Source organism: Bradyrhizobium sp. 170 (assembly GCF_023101085.1).
In the GTDB taxonomy this organism is placed as follows: Bacteria; Pseudomonadota; Alphaproteobacteria; order Rhizobiales; family Xanthobacteraceae; genus Bradyrhizobium.
Genome location: NZ_CP064703.1, coordinates 7730717 through 7747536, shown reverse-complemented (window position 1 = coordinate 7747536; position 16820 = coordinate 7730717). Strand labels below are relative to the sequence as shown.

The 16820-nt window shown below is 63.5% G+C and carries 16 protein-coding genes; 11 read left to right on the top strand and 5 right to left on the bottom strand.

The window, feature by feature from the left end; genetic code table 11:
- The first annotated feature begins 116 nt into the window (after positions 1–116).
- From IVB05_RS36135 to IVB05_RS36100, 8 genes are all read left to right on the top strand, one after another.
- On the top strand, positions 117–950 hold the full coding sequence (locus IVB05_RS36135) for an outer membrane beta-barrel protein (protein WP_247780834.1): 834 nt from the start codon (positions 117–119) through the stop codon (positions 948–950).
- A gap of 212 nt (positions 951–1162) precedes the next feature.
- The gene (locus tag IVB05_RS36130) at positions 1163–1924 is read left to right on the top strand and encodes an outer membrane beta-barrel protein (protein WP_247780832.1); all 762 of its coding nucleotides are present in this window, start codon (positions 1163–1165) and stop codon (positions 1922–1924) included.
- Positions 1925–2007: 83 nt separating this feature from the next.
- Positions 2008–2598: a glutathione S-transferase family protein gene (locus IVB05_RS36125; RefSeq protein ID WP_247780830.1), complete on the top strand. Its 591-nt coding sequence runs from the start codon at positions 2008–2010 to the stop codon at positions 2596–2598.
- A 17-nt stretch (positions 2599–2615) separates the two neighbouring features.
- On the top strand, positions 2616–3086 hold the full coding sequence (locus tag IVB05_RS36120) for a GNAT family N-acetyltransferase (protein WP_247780828.1): 471 nt from the start codon (positions 2616–2618) through the stop codon (positions 3084–3086).
- Positions 3087–3342: 256 nt separating this feature from the next.
- Positions 3343–3537 carry a hypothetical protein gene (locus tag IVB05_RS36115; protein WP_247780826.1) on the top strand — a complete coding sequence of 65 codons (195 nt, stop codon included), beginning with the start codon at positions 3343–3345 and terminating at the stop codon, positions 3535–3537.
- 79 nt (positions 3538–3616) lie between these two features.
- The gene (locus tag IVB05_RS36110) at positions 3617–4789 is read left to right on the top strand and encodes a phosphoserine transaminase (RefSeq protein WP_247780824.1); all 1173 of its coding nucleotides are present in this window, start codon (positions 3617–3619) and stop codon (positions 4787–4789) included.
- Positions 4790–5024: 235 nt separating this feature from the next.
- Positions 5025–6614, top strand: coding sequence for a phosphoglycerate dehydrogenase (gene serA / locus IVB05_RS36105; RefSeq protein WP_247780822.1), 1590 nt, complete (start codon positions 5025–5027; stop codon positions 6612–6614).
- A gap of 178 nt (positions 6615–6792) precedes the next feature.
- The gene (locus tag IVB05_RS36100) at positions 6793–8478 is read left to right on the top strand and encodes a mucoidy inhibitor MuiA family protein (protein WP_247780821.1); all 1686 of its coding nucleotides are present in this window, start codon (positions 6793–6795) and stop codon (positions 8476–8478) included.
- 153 nt (positions 8479–8631) lie between these two features.
- On the opposite strand, the gene IVB05_RS36095 is transcribed toward IVB05_RS36100, so the two are convergent.
- From IVB05_RS36095 to IVB05_RS36075, 5 genes are all read right to left on the bottom strand, one after another.
- Positions 8632–9984: an esterase-like activity of phytase family protein gene (locus IVB05_RS36095; protein WP_247780819.1), complete on the bottom strand. Its 1353-nt coding sequence runs from the start codon at positions 9982–9984 to the stop codon at positions 8632–8634.
- 108 nt (positions 9985–10092) lie between these two features.
- Positions 10093–10899 carry a heme ABC transporter ATP-binding protein gene (locus IVB05_RS36090; protein ID WP_247780818.1) on the bottom strand — a complete coding sequence of 269 codons (807 nt, stop codon included), beginning with the start codon at positions 10897–10899 and terminating at the stop codon, positions 10093–10095.
- Positions 10896–11993 carry an iron ABC transporter permease gene (locus IVB05_RS36085; RefSeq protein ID WP_247780817.1) on the bottom strand — a complete coding sequence of 366 codons (1098 nt, stop codon included), beginning with the start codon at positions 11991–11993 and terminating at the stop codon, positions 10896–10898. The genes IVB05_RS36090 and IVB05_RS36085 overlap by 4 nt, the downstream gene beginning before the upstream one ends.
- On the bottom strand, positions 11990–12943 hold the full coding sequence (locus IVB05_RS36080; protein WP_247780815.1) for a hemin ABC transporter substrate-binding protein: 954 nt from the start codon (positions 12941–12943) through the stop codon (positions 11990–11992). The genes IVB05_RS36085 and IVB05_RS36080 overlap by 4 nt, the downstream gene beginning before the upstream one ends.
- A gap of 19 nt (positions 12944–12962) precedes the next feature.
- Positions 12963–13169, bottom strand: coding sequence for a hemin uptake protein HemP (locus tag IVB05_RS36075; RefSeq protein WP_247780813.1), 207 nt, complete (start codon positions 13167–13169; stop codon positions 12963–12965).
- 255 nt (positions 13170–13424) lie between these two features.
- Between IVB05_RS36075 and IVB05_RS36070 the strand changes: the two genes are divergently transcribed.
- The 3 genes from IVB05_RS36070 (at position 13425) to hutX (ending at position 16791) form a co-directional block, all read left to right on the top strand.
- Positions 13425–15791, top strand: a complete 2367-nt coding sequence (locus IVB05_RS36070; protein WP_247780811.1) for a TonB-dependent hemoglobin/transferrin/lactoferrin family receptor — start codon at positions 13425–13427, stop codon at positions 15789–15791.
- Between the two features lie 135 nt (positions 15792–15926).
- Positions 15927–16262 (top strand): antibiotic biosynthesis monooxygenase, encoded by a 336-nt coding sequence (locus IVB05_RS36065; RefSeq protein WP_108521446.1) that lies wholly within the window; start codon positions 15927–15929, stop codon positions 16260–16262.
- Positions 16263–16275: 13 nt separating this feature from the next.
- Positions 16276–16791 carry a heme utilization cystosolic carrier protein HutX gene (hutX, locus tag IVB05_RS36060; protein WP_247780810.1) on the top strand — a complete coding sequence of 172 codons (516 nt, stop codon included), beginning with the start codon at positions 16276–16278 and terminating at the stop codon, positions 16789–16791.
- The last annotated feature ends 29 nt before the right edge of the window (positions 16792–16820 follow it).

The window sequence follows — 16820 nt, the reverse complement described above, 5'->3', positions numbered from 1 at the left end:
TCAACCTTAAAAATTAGGGTTAAGCGCCGCTTAAGCATTTAATGCCATCGTCCGTCCGTGAGTTTTTGAAGTGGGGCTCATTGCAGTCAGCCTCACCGGACAAAAGGACGAAGCCCATGCGTAGCGTTAAGTCTTTCATTGCCGCCGGTGCGGCCACATTATTGTCGCAGGCGGCGTTTGCTGCCGACATGGCGATCGCGCCTCCTCCAGCATACGCGCCGGCCCCGGTGGTCGAAGACTTCGGCGGCTGGTATCTGCGCGGCGATATCGGCTTCAGCAACCAGCGCGTCGATCGTCTGAACAACGCGCTCGATTCCACGCTTACTTCGTCGGTGCAGAGGAACAACTTCAACAGCGCCGGCATCTTCGGCGTCGGCGTCGGTTACAAGGTCAACAACTGGTTCCGCGCCGACGTCACCGGTGAGTACCGCGGCAACTCGCAGTTCCACGGCACCGACCGCATCACCTATGTGGGCGGCGTCGGCACCGACACTTATCACGCCACCAAGAACGAGTGGGTCGTGCTCGCCAACGCCTATGTCGATCTCGGCACCTGGTGGTGCATCACCCCGTTCATCGGCGCCGGCGTCGGTGGCGCGCGGGTTGCAATCAACGGCTTCACCGACCAGAGCATTGCGCTGAACGGCGGCGTTGGCCCCGCGTTGGCCGGCCTCGCCCATGCCGACAACTTTTCGAGGTGGAACTTCGCCTGGGCGGTCCATGCCGGTCTGGCCTACAAGGTCACGCCGAACTTCACTGTCGAACTCGCCTATCGCTATCTCGACATGGGCGATGGCCTGACGGGCGACCTTCGTGCGTTCGACGGCACCAACGGCATCAACAATCCGATGACCTTCAAGAACATCACCTCGCATGACCTGAAGCTCGGCGTGCGCTGGGATCTGACCAGCCCGCAGGTTTACGCGCCGCCGCTGATCCGCAAAGGTTAATCGCGGCTTCCATTCGTTAACGATTGCAGACGGCGCGGGAGCTTCCCGCGCCGTTTTTCTTTTGACGTATGCGGATGTGGATGCGGCGGCTGGCGAAAAATGTTCGCCGGCTTTCCGACAAGATGTTGCCAATTGGATGCCGCGACAACGATTGGTTAAGGTTAACAGGCGATGATCATCGTCAAGTTCAGAGTGTCGGATGGAGCGTTGCGATGCGTCGATTCTTGCTGGTGGCTGTGATGTGTGGAGCGGCGAGTGTCGCCCAAGCGGCCGATATGCCGGACCTGCCGTTTCTCCGCGGCAGCTTCACCGACGGCCTGACCAGCGCCAAGGTCAACTGGCAGGGCTACTATGTCGGCGGTCAGGTGAGCTACGGCTCGGTCACTTCGAAGGTGCCGCCCGGCGCCAACACCGACCTGCAATCGAGCTTCCGTCCGCCGACCGGCGTCAATTACAACTGGCGACCTTTGCCCAACGCGCACAGCAACACCACCGGCTTTGGTGCGTTCGCGGGATACAACTCGCAATGGGAAGACGTCGTGCTCAGTCTGGAGGCGAACTACATCCATGACGGCATTCGTTCGGTCTCGGATTCAATGGGGGTGATATATAATACCGACCTCTCGTTCCACAGCCTGACGCATTCGAACGCGGTCGTAAAGCTCTCCGACTTCGGCTCGCTGCGCGTCCGCGCCGGCTACGTCATGGGGTGCTTCCTGCCTTACGCCTTTGCCGGCACCGGCTTCGGCAGCCAGACCGTCGATCGCACCATCTCGGCCTTTCCGTACCCGGTACTGGGGACGAGCGCCGCCAGCAAGACCAAGCTGGTCTATGGATACAGCGCGGGCGTCGGCATCGACGTGATGCTGGTGGGTGGCCTGTTCATGCGCACCGAATACGAATATCGGCGGGTGACGTCGGATATCGAAACCAACATCAACACCGTCCGCGCCGGCCTCGGCTACAAATTCTGATCCCGTCGCGGCGGCGCCGATCCGGACGCCGTTGACAGATTTGCCGCCACCTGTTGCAGTGTCGCCGTTAGCGAGGGCTGCGCATGAAAGTCTACGGCGATACCAATTCCGGAAATTGCCTGAAGGTGAAGTGGGTGTGCGACCATCTCGCGCTGCCCTACACCTGGATAGCGGTCGATACGCTCAAGGGCGAGACGCGCACCGCGGAGTTCCTCAAGCTCAACGGCGCCGGCCAGGTGCCTGCTGTCGAGCTCGACGACGGCCGCACGCTGGCGCAATCCAATGCCATCATCCGTTATCTCGCCCGCGGTTCTCATCTCATTCCGCAGGATGCGTTCGCGGCAGGGAAGATGGACGAGTGGCTGTTCTGGGAACAGTACAGTCATGAGCCCTACATTGCCGTATGCCGCTTCCAGATGTTCTATCTGAAGAAGCCGGCTTCCGACCTCGATCCCGACAAGGTCAAGCGCGGCTATGCGGCGCTGGCGCGGATGGAGCACCAGCTCGCCATCACGCCATTTTTGGCCGGCGACGCCGTCACGCTCGCCGACATATCGCTGCTGGCCTATACCCGCGTCGCGCATGAAGGCGGCTTTCATCTCGACGGCTACGCCGCGGTGCGCCGCTGGATCGGCGAGACCGAAAAATTCCTCGGCCTGCCGCCGGCGCGTTGACTTCACCGGAAATCGTCATGTCTGCCGTCTCAGAGGTTACCATCCGCCGCGCGCGCCGTGAGGACGTCGGCACCATCGTCGCCATGCTGGCGGACGATCCGCTCGGCGGCGGTCGTGAACGGATCGAGGATCCGCTGCCGCAATCTTATTTCACGGCGTTCGAGCAGCTCACACGCGATCCGAATATTCTCCTCGTCGTCGCCGAGGGCGGCGAGGGCGCCGTGGTCGGCTGCCTGCAGCTCTGCATTCTGCCGGGGCTGAGTTCTCAGGGCGCCTCGCGCGGCCTGATCGAGGATGTCCGCGTCGCCAGCCATTGCCGCAGCCGCGGCATCGGCGAGCAGATGGTGCAGTGGGCGGTTGCGGAAGCACGCGCGCGGGGATGCAAGCTGGTCGAACTGTTGACGCATCACACCCGCGTCGATGCGCAGCGATTTTACGAACGGCTCGGCTTTGCACGCAGCCATGTCGGCATGACCTTTCGATTTTGATCGGCATAGCGTTTTCGAGCGAAGCCCGTCCCGCACGTGATGCGGGATGGAATCCGGCTCGCGTAAGAAAACGCGTCAGAACAAAGGTCAGCCAATTGCGGTTGAGGCGAATTTGCGACGAATGCCTGAGGTAGTCGTCACTGTGCGATCCGGTTAACAACCGATAAACTACGCGTGCGTCCGTGATTTTACGGACCGGAACGTCTCCGCTATGCCAGCGTCTCCCATGGGGCTTTGGGCAGCTTGGGGATTTCCGATGAAAAAATATTCGATTGTCCGGATCGGAAGCGAATATGTCGTGCAGGCCGGAAAGACCAGTATTTTGAAGGTCTCGAGCCGGCGGGAGGCGGCCAAACTGGTCACCGATGCCGCCGAACTCCTGCAGCAGGAGCCGGCGCCTGTCGCGGACGAGCATCCATCAATCGGGCGTGAAGCACCCGAAGTTTCTTGACGATCGGGCGCGATTCCCTTAATCACCGCCGCGGGACACCTCCCCCCAACGGGAGGCTTACTATCTGGAAGGATAGATCATGACCGTGGCGAAGCCCGCTTCGCGGCCGAACGTGCCGCATTTTTCCTCCGGCCCCTGCGCCAAGCGCCCTGGCTGGAATCCCCAAAATCTCAAGGACGCTGCCCTCGGCCGCTCGCATCGCGCGAAGATCGGCAAGGCAAAACTCAAGCTCGCGATCGAACTGACGCGCGAAGTGCTTGAAGTGCCGGCCGATTACAAGATCGGCATCGTGCCGGCGTCCGATACCGGCGCGGTCGAAATGGCGCTGTGGTCGCTGCTCGGCGCACGCCCTGTCACCACCATCGCCTGGGAATCCTTCGGCGAGGGCTGGGTCAGCGACATCGTCAAGGAATTGAAGCTCAAGGACGTCACCAAGCTGCATGCCGGCTATGGCGATCTTCCCGATCTCTCCAAGGCCGATCCGGCGTCCGACATCGTTTTCACCTGGAACGGCACGACCTCGGGCGTGCGTGTGCCCAACGCCGACTGGATCAGCGCGACCCGCGAAGGCCTCACGATTTGTGACGCGACGTCTGCCGCTTTTGCGCAGCCGCTCGATTTCGCAAAGCTCGATGTGGTGACGTTCTCCTGGCAGAAGGCGCTGGGCGGCGAAGCCGCGCATGGGATGCTGATCCTTTCACCGCGTGCGGTGGAACGGCTCGAGACCTACAAGCCGGCCTGGCCGCTGCCGAAAATTTTCCGCCTGACCAAGGGCGGCAAGCTCAACCAGGGCATCTTCGAAGGCGAGACCATCAACACGCCGTCGATGTTGTGTGTCGAGGATTATCTCGATGCGCTGAACTGGGCGAAATCGATCGGCGGCCTCAAGGCCCTGATCGCGCGCGCCGACGCCAACACCAAGGCGCTGTCGGACTGGAAGGCGAAGACACCGTGGATCGATTTCCTGGCCAAGGAAGCCTCGATCCGTTCCAACACCTCGGTGTGCCTCAAGTTCGTCGATCCGGCGATCACTTCGCTGACGGCGGATGCGCAGGCGGACTTCTCGAAAAAGCTTGTTGCGCTGGTCGAGAAGGAAGGCGCCGGTTACGACTTCGCCTATTACCGCGATGCGCCGGCGGGCTTGCGGATCTGGTGCGGCGCCACCGTGGAAGCCTCCGACGTCGCGCTGCTGACGCAGTGGATCGACTGGGCATTCGCCGAGACCAAGGCCGCGTTGCCGAAGGCGGCTTAAGTTTTCTTTCTTAAACCTCGTCCCGTTCTTACGGGGAGAGGTCGGATCGCTCGGCAGCGCAATTGCGCGCCTGAGCGATCCGGGTGAGGGGCTCTCTCCGCGCGCACCTCGCCTGTGGTTGGCCTTCACCCCGACCCTCTCCCCGTAAGAACGGGAAGAGGGAGAAGAACTCGCAAGAGATACCCATTCTGGTCTCGCAGGCCGATCCTCCCTTTGGGAGGTGAAGGAACATCAAATGACAAAACCCAAAGTTCTCATTTCCGACGCGCTGTCTCCCGCCGCCGTGCAGATCTTCAAAGACCGCGGCATCGAGGTCGACTTCCAGCCCAATCTCGGCAAGGACAAGGACAAGCTCGCCGAGATCATCGGCAATTACGACGGCCTTGCGATCCGCTCCGCGACCAAGGCGACCGCGAAGATCATCGACAAGGCCATCAGGCTGAAGGTGATCGGCCGCGCCGGCATTGGCGTCGACAATGTCGAGATCCCGGCGGCCACCGCCAAGGGCATCATCGTGATGAACACGCCGTTCGGCAATTCGATCACGACCGCCGAGCACGCCATCACGCTGATGCTGGCGCTGGCGCGTGAAATTCCGCAGGCGGACGCCTCGACCCAGGCCGGCAAGTGGGAGAAGAACCGCTTCATGGGCGTCGAGATCACCGGCAAGACGCTGGGCGTGGTCGGCTGCGGCAATATCGGCTCGATCGCCGCCGACCGCGCGCTCGGCCTGCGCATGAAAGTCGTCGCGTTCGATCCGTTCCTGTCGCCGGAACGCGCCAAGGATATCGGCGTCGAGAAGGTCGAGCTCGACGAACTGCTCAAGCGCGCCGATTTCATCACGCTGCACACGCCGCTGACCGAAAAGACAAAGAACATCATCGACGCCGCGGCGATCGCCAAGATGAAGAAGGGCGTGCGCATCGTTAATTGCGCGCGCGGCGGGCTGGTCGACGAGCAGGCGCTGGTCGATGCGCTGAACGCCAAGCATGTCGCGGGCGCCGCATTTGACGTGTTCGTCGAGGAGCCCGCCACCAAGAACGTGCTGTTCGGCCACCCCAACGTGATCTGCACCCCGCATCTCGGCGCCTCCACCACGGAAGCGCAGGAGAACGTCGCACTGCAGGTCGCCGAGCAGATGTCCGATTATCTGCTGACGGGTGCGATCTCGAACGCGGTGAACTTCCCGTCGATCACGGCCGAAGAAGCGCCGAAGCTGAAGCCGTTCATCGAGCTTGCCGAAAAGCTCGGCTCGTTCGCGGGCCAGCTCACCGAGAGCGGGATTTTGAAAGTCCAGATCACCTATGAGGGACACGTCGCCGAGATGAAGATCAAGGCGATCACCTCGGCGGTGCTGTCGGGCTTGCTGCGGCCGATGCTGGGCGAGGTCAACGTGGTCTCCGCGCCGGTCGTTGCGAAGGAGCGCGGCATGGTGGTCGACGAGATCGTGCGCGCGGCGCAGAGCGATTATGAAAGCCTGATCACCGTTACCGTCATCACGGAACGGCAGGAACGCTCGGTGTCCGGCACCGTCTATCACGACGGCAAGCCGCGGCTGGTCGACATCAAGGGCATCCGGGTCGATGCCGAGTTCGGCAAATCGATGATCTACGTTACGAACGAGGACAAGCCCGGCTTCATCGGCAGCTTCGCCGGCCTGCTCGGTGCGGCCCAGATCAACATCGCGACCTTCCATCTCGGCCGCACCAAGCAGGGCGGCGACGCCATCGCGCTGGTCGAGATCGACGGGCCGGTCCCGGCCGACGTGTTGACCAAGGTGCAAGCCTTGCCCCAGGTAAAGCAGGCCAAGGCGCTGGTGTTCTAACCGCGCGTCGTTCTATTCCCTTCAGAGAGGGGATTGCTTATCCTTCGCCGCGGTTCCGCCGCGGCGAAGCCACGTGGAATTCCCAATCGAACCAGTTTCTCCCTCGCTGCGTCTCATGACCGGGAGTGGTGGGGGTTGTTGCGCGTCGCCGGCCGGCGAACGGTTCAGGAGGGTATCCATGCGATTGATTACGAACGTTTTTTCGACGACGAGCCTCGTCTTACTCACGGCGCTCGGCGCGGGTGAGGTGCGGGCGGCTGAGTTGGCCGCCAGTTCGGCGGTCGATGCCGTCACCGTCTATCCCGATGGCGCCAGCGTCACGCGGATCATCGCGCTCGATCTGCCGGCGGGCGAGAATTTCGCCGTTCTCAAGGATTTTCCGCTCGCGCTGGATCCGTCATCGCTCAGGGTCGAGGGCGAAGCGGGCGCAAAACTCACGATCGGTGCGATCGACGCAAAACCGCCGCGCGCGGCGCCGCCGGTCAACCTGCCCGAACTCGACAAGCGCATCGAGGCGCTGAAGGACGAGCGCGCCAGCTTACAAGGCGTGATCGATGCCGCGACCGCGCGGCGCAAATTCGCCGAGCGATTTGCGGATACCTCTCCGGCCGGAATCGGCGACAAGGGTGAGGCGCGGCCGATCGCCGAATGGCGCGCGGCCTTTGCCGCCGTCGGCGACGAAATCGCCAGCGCCGACGCCGCCATCCGCGATGCCGGACGCAAGCAGCGCGAGCTCGACCGAGAAATCGCGCGTCTCGAACAGGACCGGGCACAGAAGCCGCCGAGCAAGATGGAAGTCAGGATTGAACTCGCAGCCGCCGCCGCCACCAAGGCGACGCTGCGTGTGACTTATGCCGTGCGCAACGCGCGCTGGGTGCCGCTCTACGACGCCCGCCTCGACACCGGCGCGAAAGACCGCAAGCCCGCGCTGGAACTGGTGCGCCGCGCCGAAATCACGCAGGCCACCGGCGAGGATTGGTCCAACGTCGCGCTCAGCGTCTCGACCGTGCGCACCGCACGTGGCGGCCGCGCGCCCGACCTGAAGTCGCTCGTCGTTCAATACCCGCAAGTACCGCGTCCGATGGCCGCGGGCTCCGTATCGGATACTGCGATGAACTTGGCTGCGCCAGCTCCGGAGAGGTCGAGGCAGTTCCGCGCCAGCGGGGGGAAGAGCGAAGAACCCGTGATGGAGAAGGCGGCCGAGCAACAGGCCACGGCCGATGTCAGCGGCTTCCAGGTGGTGTTCAAGATTCCCGGCCGCGTCAGCCTCAGTGCCAGCGAAGGCGCCAAGAGCCTGCGCGTTTCCACCGCGACCATCGCGCCCGATCTCGCCGTGCGCGCGGCGCCGCTGCTGGATCCGACCGCGTTCCTGGAAGCCAGCTTCAAGCAGACCGAGGACGCGCCATTGCTGCCCGGCCGGGTTTCGATCTATCGCGACGGTGTCTTCGTCGGCCGCGGGCTGATGGCCGCGGCGAGCAAGGACGAAACCGTGCGGCTCGGCTTCGGCGCCGACGACAAGATCAAGATCGAACGCACCGTTCTCAAGCGCAACGAGGGCTCGGCCGGCCTGATCGTGACGACGTCGAAGACCGACGAGCGCGCGTTCAAGACGGTCGTGCGCAACGGCCACGATTTTCCGATCCGGATCGCGATCGAGGATCAGTTGCCGGTCAGCGAGAACGAGGACATCTTGGTCGAGATGTTGCCGTCGACGACCCCGCCGACCGCCAGCAACATCCGCGACAGACGCGGCGTGCTGGAATGGGCTTTTGAGGCGAAGGCAGGCGAGGTCAAGGATATCAACTTCGCCTGGCGGATACGCTGGCCCAAGGACAAGGGCGTCGTGATGGTGCCGGCGGGGTAGGGCTTGCTGAGCATCTTCTCCGTCATGCCCCCGCGAAGGCGGGGCATCCAGTACTCCGCAGCGCCGAAGTGTACACACAATAGGCGCCGCGGCGTACTGGGCGCCCGGTCAAGCCGGGCGATGACGCTGTAGAGGCAGGTGAGGCGAACGAACTCACTTCGCCTTCAAAAACTCGCTGACCTCAAGCAGCACAAACTCATTGTCATCCGCCTTGTTCGGCTCGCGGCTCGACGAGAACGGCAGGTTGTTGTCGTTGCCGACGATGATATGCGTCTCGTCGACGCGGTCGACGTTCTCGATGGTGAAGAACGGGAAGGTCAGCACGCCGTCATTGAGCGGCTTGCGCGCCTTGTTGTCGGGATCCTTGATCTTCATCAGGTCGATATAGGCGACCTTGCGCACCGGCCTTCCGGCATTGGCGTCGGACAGTTCGATCTTGTAGACGCGCTTGAATTTGGCCAGATCAGCAAAGCAGTTCTCGCCGCGCTGGCCTTGCGGGCAGGCCTTGTCGGCGGTGCCTTCGCCATTGTCGCGCTCGATGACCATGCCACTTGTGGCGTCGATCATGTTGAAGTCGCCGATGGCGTTGCCGTTCTGCTCGAAGGCGTAAGTCCAGTAGCGGCCGGTAAACTTCTCCGCGGCGACGTCGAACTCGAGAATACGCGAGGCTTCCTTGCCGTCGATCTTTTCAAAGTCCTTCTTCTCGGCGTCCCACAGCGGGCCTTCGAGCAGGCCGTAGAGGAATTTTCCGTCCTTCGACGCGGCAAAGCCTTCATAACCCTTGGAGCGGCGCAGATTGACCGTGGTGTAGCTCGCGCCTGGTGCTGCCGGCGACTGCACCGACCAATGGTCGGGCGAGCGTACCGGCTTGCCATCGGCGGTGGTTTCGAACACGGCCAGGATCTTGCCGGTCTTGTCGGCCTTCAGCACATAGGGGCCGAATTCATCGCCGATCCAGAAGGTGTCGCCGACGATCTGAAATCCTTCAGTGTCGAAGTCGGCGCCGGTGAGATAACGTTTTGCCGTGTCTTCATGCAGGATGCGGAACGGCACTTTCTTGTCGGGGTCGTGCAGGAAGATGGTTTCCTGCCGATCGATCTTGCCGGTCGCCCAGTCGATCTTGTGGCGGTTGAGGTAGAGCATCGAATCCGCCGAGTTGTAGCGTGAGCCCATGCCGTTGTCGGTGAGCACCCAGAACGAACCGTCCGGCATCACCTTGATGCCGGAATGGCCCTGTAGCGGCTGGCCCTTGAACGGCAGCGATACGCCGGTCGGCCACTCATAGGATTTGCCCATCACGCTGCCGACAGCATCGACACGGCGGCCGGTGGTGTATTTGCCTGCCGTCTTGAGATCATCAGGCGCATCGGCGGGCGCGTCGATGAAGCTCTGCGCCGGCAGCACGGCGTGGCCCTTCAGCGTGGCGGGAAACTCGCCTTCGCCCTGTGCAAAGGCGGCACTGGCCAGAAAGACAGACGCGACGGAGCAGAGCAATGACACGCGCATGGCGGATCTCCTGTGAATGACGATGCGGAGTGTCTTGCGGAGCGGCCGTTACAATTGGCTGACAGTTTTGTGAAGAACCTGTAACGCCGTTGGATAAGCCTTGCGGCGTTATGCCGTCGGCGCGCCGGCCGGCCGCATGGTTTGCGGCAGCAGGAACGGCACGCCCTGATCGGTGTAGTCGATCGTGACGTCGACTTCAAAAATCCGGCGGATGGTCTCGGCCGTGATTGCGTCAGCGCGACCGCCGTCGACGGCGAGCCGGCCGCGGTGCAGCAGCACGATCCGGTCGGCGAAGCGCATCGCCAGATTGAGATCGTGCAGAACGGCGATGACGGCCGTGCCGTTCTGCGCGCGCCGCCGCGCCGTTTCCACCAGATCGATCTGGTGACGCATGTCGAGGCTGGAGGTCGGCTCGTCCAGCAGCAGAATCCCCGGGCCGTGCTGCTCTTCGCCGCAGGCAAGCTGCACCAGCACGCGGGCAAAATGCGCGCGTTGCTGTTCGCCGCCGGAGAGCGTCGGCAATTGCCGGTGAGCGAAATGCGCGAGATCGACTTCGCCGAGCGCCGTATCGACCAGCCGCTGCGCGGCGGCGCGGCCGCTATCGCCGGCGCCCATATGGACGATTTCCTCGACCGTGAACGGGAAGGTGACGTTGACGTGCTGCGACAGCATTGCACGGTGATGGGCGAGGAGGCGCGGCGCATAGAGGTGGATGTCGCGCTCTTTCAGCCTGATCTGCCCGCGTGTCGGGCGGAGATCGCCGGACAGCATTCGCAGCAGCGTCGATTTTCCGGCGCCGTTGGGGCCGACGATCGCGACCATCTCGCCGGCTTTGATGCGCAGATCGATGCCGTCGACCAGCGTGGCGCCGCTGACCACCATCGAGATCGCCTGCGCTTCGAGAATGGCGGTCATAGCGAAACCAGCCCGCGCTGGCGCAGCAGCATGCCTAGGAAGAACGGTGCCCCGATCGCCGCCGTCAGGATGCCGATCGGCATTTCCGCGGGCGCCACGATGGTGCGGGCCAACGTATCGGCGCCTACCATCAGCACCGCACCCAACAACATCGAGGCTGGCAGCAGCAGCCGGTGCGCCGGCCCGATTACCAGACGCAGCAGATGCGGCACCACGATGCCGACAAAGCCGACCACGCCGCAGACCGAAACCGCAACGCCCGTCATCGCCGACACCAGCACGATCGAAATCCGCTTCAGGCGCTCGACGTCGACGCCGCTGTGAAACGCCTCGGCCTCGCCGAGCACCAGGACATCGAGGCCGCGCGCGATCGAGACGCAGGCGACCAAAGCGAGCCCCAGTACCGGCGCCAGCGTGGCGAGCTTGGGCCAGGTCGCGCCGCTCAGCGAGCCCAGCATCCAGAACGTGATGTCGCGCAACTGGCGGTCGTCGGCGATGAACACCAGAAGCCCGATGCCGGCATTGGCGATGGCGGCAATCGCAATGCCGGCCAGCAGGAAGATCGCGATCGACGTCCGCCCGGAGCGGCTCGCGATCGAATAGAGGATCACCGTCGTGACCAGCGAGCCCGCAAACGCCGCGATCGGCAGCAATTGATGCTGCATGAAGCGCAAGTCTTGGCCGATCTGGCTGTCGGTGAACACGATCGCGGCGGCTGCCGCCAGTGCGCCGCCGGAGGAAACGCCGACCAGCGCGGGGTCGGCGAGGGGGTTGCGAAACAGCCCCTGCATGATGGCCCCCGATGCGGCGAGCAGGGCGCCTACCATCGCGGCCGCCGCGATCCGCGGAATCCTGATCGACCACAGCACGAGCTGGTCGCGCGCAAGCGTCGGACCCGCTGCGGCGTCGCCCCACACGCCGAGCGCGGCCGGCAGCCGCGCCAGCGGAATGCCGGCGGCGCCCATCGTGAGCGCGATCAGCGCCGCGCCGGCTAGCGCGGCGAGGAGGCAGATGAGGGTCAGCGAAGCCGGCGGGCGCAATGCATATCCGCTGCGGCGCTTCGCACGTTCCGTGCTGTCGGCCAGAGCGGTCACAGCCGGCAGTTTGCGGTGACTGCCGCAGGCTTGAACTTCTCCGCCTGCGGCGCCAGCGCCGGATAGAGCTGGATCGAGAGGTCGCGGGCAGCGGCGGCCGTGCGCGGCCCGAAGCCGAGCAGATAGAGGCCCTCCATCGAGATGAAGGTCTTGTTGGCCGCGACAGGGGTCAGCGCGAAGGCCGGATGAAGATACACCGTCTCCGCGTCCACCGAATCCTTGCCGCGCTGGATCGAGAGCACCACGTCGGGCTTTGCCGCGACGATCGCCTCGTCGTTGATGATCTTGTAGCCATCATAGCCGTCGATCGCGTTGACGCCGCCGGCAAGCGCGATGATCTCGTTCGCCGCGGTATTTTTTCCGGCCGCCATCGCCCGTCCGTTCAAGAGCGACATCACGAACATCACGCGCACCGGCCTCGTCACCTTGGCGCGCAGCTCGCGCAGTTGCGTCAGATCATCCGTTACCGCCGCGGTCAGGCATTCGGCGCGCTTGTCCGCGCCCATGGCGTGGCCGACCAGCCTGATCTTCTCGATCAGGCCTGCTTCCGAAAATGTTTCCGGCACCAGCACCAGCGGCACCTTGGCGGCCTCCAGCACATCCATGGTTTCCTTCGGGCCGGACCCTTGCGCCGCCAGCACCAGCGAGGGGTTGAGCCCGAGCACGCCCTCGGCCGAAAGCTGGCGCATGTAGCCGACATTCGGTTTGTCGCGCAGCGCCGCGGCAGGATAGAGGCTGGTCGAGTCGACGCCGGCGAGGCGGTCCTCGAAGCCCAGCGCGTAGAGGATTTCCGTAATCGCGCCGCCGATCGAGACGATCCGCCCGGCATCTGAGATCGTGACGTCGCGGTTACGGGCGTCATGCACGGTAATGCCCGCGGCGAGCGCTGTGCCGCCGAGCAGGAAACCGCCCGCGGCGGCCGACAATGCGAGCGTGCGACAAAATGTCATTGCCGGTTCACCTGGTCGGTCATTTGGTCAGGATCAGCTTGTTCTGCGACGTCAGCCGCAAGCGATAGTTGTCCTCGCCATGCGCGATGATGATTTCGCGCTCGGTCGCGAACAGCTCGCGGCTGTCGATCCGGCTGCCGTTCATGGTGAGAAGGCGCGTCGCAGACGACGGATTTTCGGTATGCTTTCCGGCGCCTCCGACGTTGTTTCCTGAAGGTGCCGCCATAATTGCTGTTGTGTCCCCGATGTCCCGACCAACTGCTTGTATAATTTGATCGACGCGCAATCCAACTGCTGCACTTTACAATCGATATAAAGTGCGCCCTGGCATTATTGACCGGTTCCGCAACGCGGCGTAACCAAGTCAGACGCGATACGAGCCGGGGGGTCCGGTCGCGAAGATTTTTAGCCAGCAAGCAGCCGCTCATCACCGCGGCGCCCGCCAGCCAAACCCAAGAGACAAATAACAGGTTGGGGCAGTATGGCTTTCGGGGTCAGGCATTCGCGCGCCTTGGTTTTGGGCGCGTCGGCATTTTCGTTCGCATTGATGTCGTCAAGCGCAGCGTTCACGCAGGCGCTCGAAGCGGAGGCCGTCACGCGCTCTCCCGAGCAGAAGAAACAGAAGCAGGCCAAGCGCAGCCAGGCCAAGCCGCAGCAGGATACGCAGGCGGCAGCGCCGGTCATGAACGCGCGGGCGCAGATTGGGGCCGCGCCGGTGCAATCGCTCGATACGATCACGGTGGCGGCCTCGAAGACCGAGGAGCGCGCCATCGACGCGCTCGCTCCCGTCAGCGTGGTGACGCTCGAACAGATCCAGGGCCTGCAGCCGAACCGGCTGTCCGGCATCCTCTACCAAATACCTGGCGTGTCGGTCCAGGAGCGCGGTGACGATCCCTCGACCGTCATCAACATCCGCGGCCTGCAGGATTTCGGCCGTGTCGCGGTCGTCGTCGACGGTGCGCGCCAGAACTACCAGCGCACCGGCCACAACGCCAACGGCTCGTTCTTCCTCGATCCCGAACTGGTCGGCAGCGTCGACGTGGTGCGCGGCCCGACCGCGAACGTCTACGGCTCCGGCGCGATCGGCGGCGTGGTGTCGTTCCGCACCAAGGACATCAACGATGTCGTGCGCCCCGGTGAGCGCTGGGGCGTCGACATGACCGGCGCCGGCGGCACCAACAGCGCTCGCGGCCTCGGCTCGATCTTTGGCGGCGTGCGCGCTGATCCCAATGTCGATGTGTTCGGCGGCGCGGTGTACCGCACGCAAGGCAATTACAAGGACGGCAACGGCACCGAGATCGGCAACACCGGTAACCAGATCGCGGCCGGCCTGATGAAGGTCACCGTTCGTCCTGCCGATGGCCATGAGATCAAGTTCGGCGCCATATTCCAGGATTACCAGTACAGCATCGGCCAGCTCAATCGCGGTCCCACGACGACCGCCGCACTGCGCGCGCTGAACCAGGGATCGTCGGTCGACGCGTCCGATGCCAAGAACTACACGGGGACGGTCACCTGGAAATACAGCAAGCCGGATGACAATCTCTGGGACTGGAATATGTCGCTCTACGGTAACCGCACCGACAACGACCAAACCAAGACCGCCCACATCAGCACGACGCCCTCGACTTATTGCGGCGGCGGCTTCGGCAACAACGTTTCCGGCTGCGTGGGCGACAAGCGCGGCTACGTGCTCGATACGCTCGGGATCGACGTCTACAACACGACGCGGTTCAACGTCGGCGACTGGCGCAACGCGGTCACGCTCGGGGTCGATGCGTTTCAGGATGACGTGAGAACCTCCGACAGCCGCGGCAATTCCAACATCACCACACCCGGCGGCCTGCGCACCGTTTCCGGCGGATTCGCGCAGTTGAAGCAGAATTATTCGACCTGGTTCGAGGCCGTCAGCGCGATCCGCTACGACCGCTACGACCTTCATTCGCCGACGGTGGCGACCGGTGGCGGCGGCGACCGCTTCTCGCCGAAGATCACCATCGGTGTGACGCCGGTGGCGGGCTTTACGCCCTATGTCAGCTATGCCGAAGGCTATCGTGCGCCCTCGATCACGGAAACGCTGATTGCCGGCGAACACTCGACCGGCGGCGGCCCTCCGTTCTTTCCCTGCCCGGGTGGCACGGTCGGATTGTTCTGCTTCCTGCCAAATCCGAACCTGCGGCCGGAGGTCGGCAAGAACAAGGAAGTCGGCATCAACCTGAAGTATGACAACATCTTCAACGCCGGTGACAGCTTCCGTGGCAAGATCAACGTGTTCCGCAACGATGTCTCTGATTACATCGATCTCGTTGGATCGACGCCGCGGCCGCCCATCCTCTTCCCTGCCCCCGGACTTTTCAGCCAGTTCTACCAGTACCAGAACATCACGCAGGCCCGGATCGAAGGCATCGAGGTGGAGACGCTGTATGATGCGGGCCTGTGGTATGTCGGTGTCGCCGGCCACTTGATGCGCGGCAAGAACGTCGCGACCAATATCGGGCTCGCGACCATCACGCCGCGCAAGATCACCACGACCGGCGGCGTGCGGCTGCTCGACCGCAGGCTGATCTTGGCCGCGCAGTGGTCCTCGTTCGGCGCCAACAACGACGTGCCCGCCGGCTATCTGCCCGCGACCGGGTATGAACTGGTCAATCTGTACCTGACCTGGAACGCGACCAAGGACATCGTTTTCTCGGCGTCGATCGACAATCTGTTGAACCAGTACTACCGGCCCTATGCGATCCCCGGCAGTTCCACCGACGGCACCACGCAGAACGACGTGTTGTGGTCGAGCCCCGGACCGGGCAGGGTCTACAAGGCCGGCTTGAAGATCCATTTTGGCGGAGCGTAGCTCGACGAACTGACAAACCTATCAAGTTGCACCGGGCCGCGCTGATGCTCCAGCGCGGCTTCGGTGCATCCATGTTTCCAACCAACTCAAACGGTACGCCAGGCGCACCCCAGCAACCCAGCAAGGAGATTTCAAATGTTTATCGCAATGAACCGGTTCCAGGTGAAGATTGGCTCTGAAGCGGCCTTCGAGACCGTCTGGCGCACGCGCGAGTCCTATCTCAGCAGCATGGCCGGCTTCGTCGAGTTTCATCTGCTCAAGGGACCCGTCGCCGAGGATCACACGCTGTATTCCTCGCATACGGTCTGGGCCGACAAGGCCGCCTTCGAAGCCTGGACCAAATCAGACGAGTTCCGCCGGGCGCACGCCCGCGCCGACAACAAGACCGGCGAAAGCCTCTATCTCGGCCATCCCAAGTTCGAAGGATTCGACGTGATCCTGAGCGAGCGCAAATCCAGCGCCGCCGCTTGACGGGGAGGGTGCGATGTTGAGCGCGGACCTTGCCGGCCTCAAGGCCCATATGGCTGACAATCCAGGCGCGGTGATCGAGGACGTGGCGCGGGAGCGGAAAGTGAGCCCGCGCGCCGTCCTGGAGGCGTTGCCTGAATCGATGGTGCGCATCGGCGCCGGCGGCGAATTTGGCGCTGCCATGAACGATGTCGCGCAATGGGGCGAGGTGACGCTGATCGTCCATACCGACGATGCGATCTTCGAGTTCACGGGCTCGATCCCGGCGGGCGAGGTCGGGCGTGGCTATTTCAACCTGATGCAGCCGAAGGGATTGCACGGCCATCTCCGCCACGAGCGCTGCGCGGCTATCGCTTTCGTCGAACGTCCCTTCATGGGCAAGTCGTCGGCCTTCATCGCCTTCATCAATGTCGACGGCGGCATCATGTTCAAGGTGTTCGTCGGCCGCGACGAGACGCGCGCGCTGCGCGGCGACCAGTTGCAGCGCTTTCACGCGCTTAGCGAGAGGATCGCGCCCGCCCGCGCGGCGTAGCCGATCCGTATTGTCAGCCCGGGAGACGA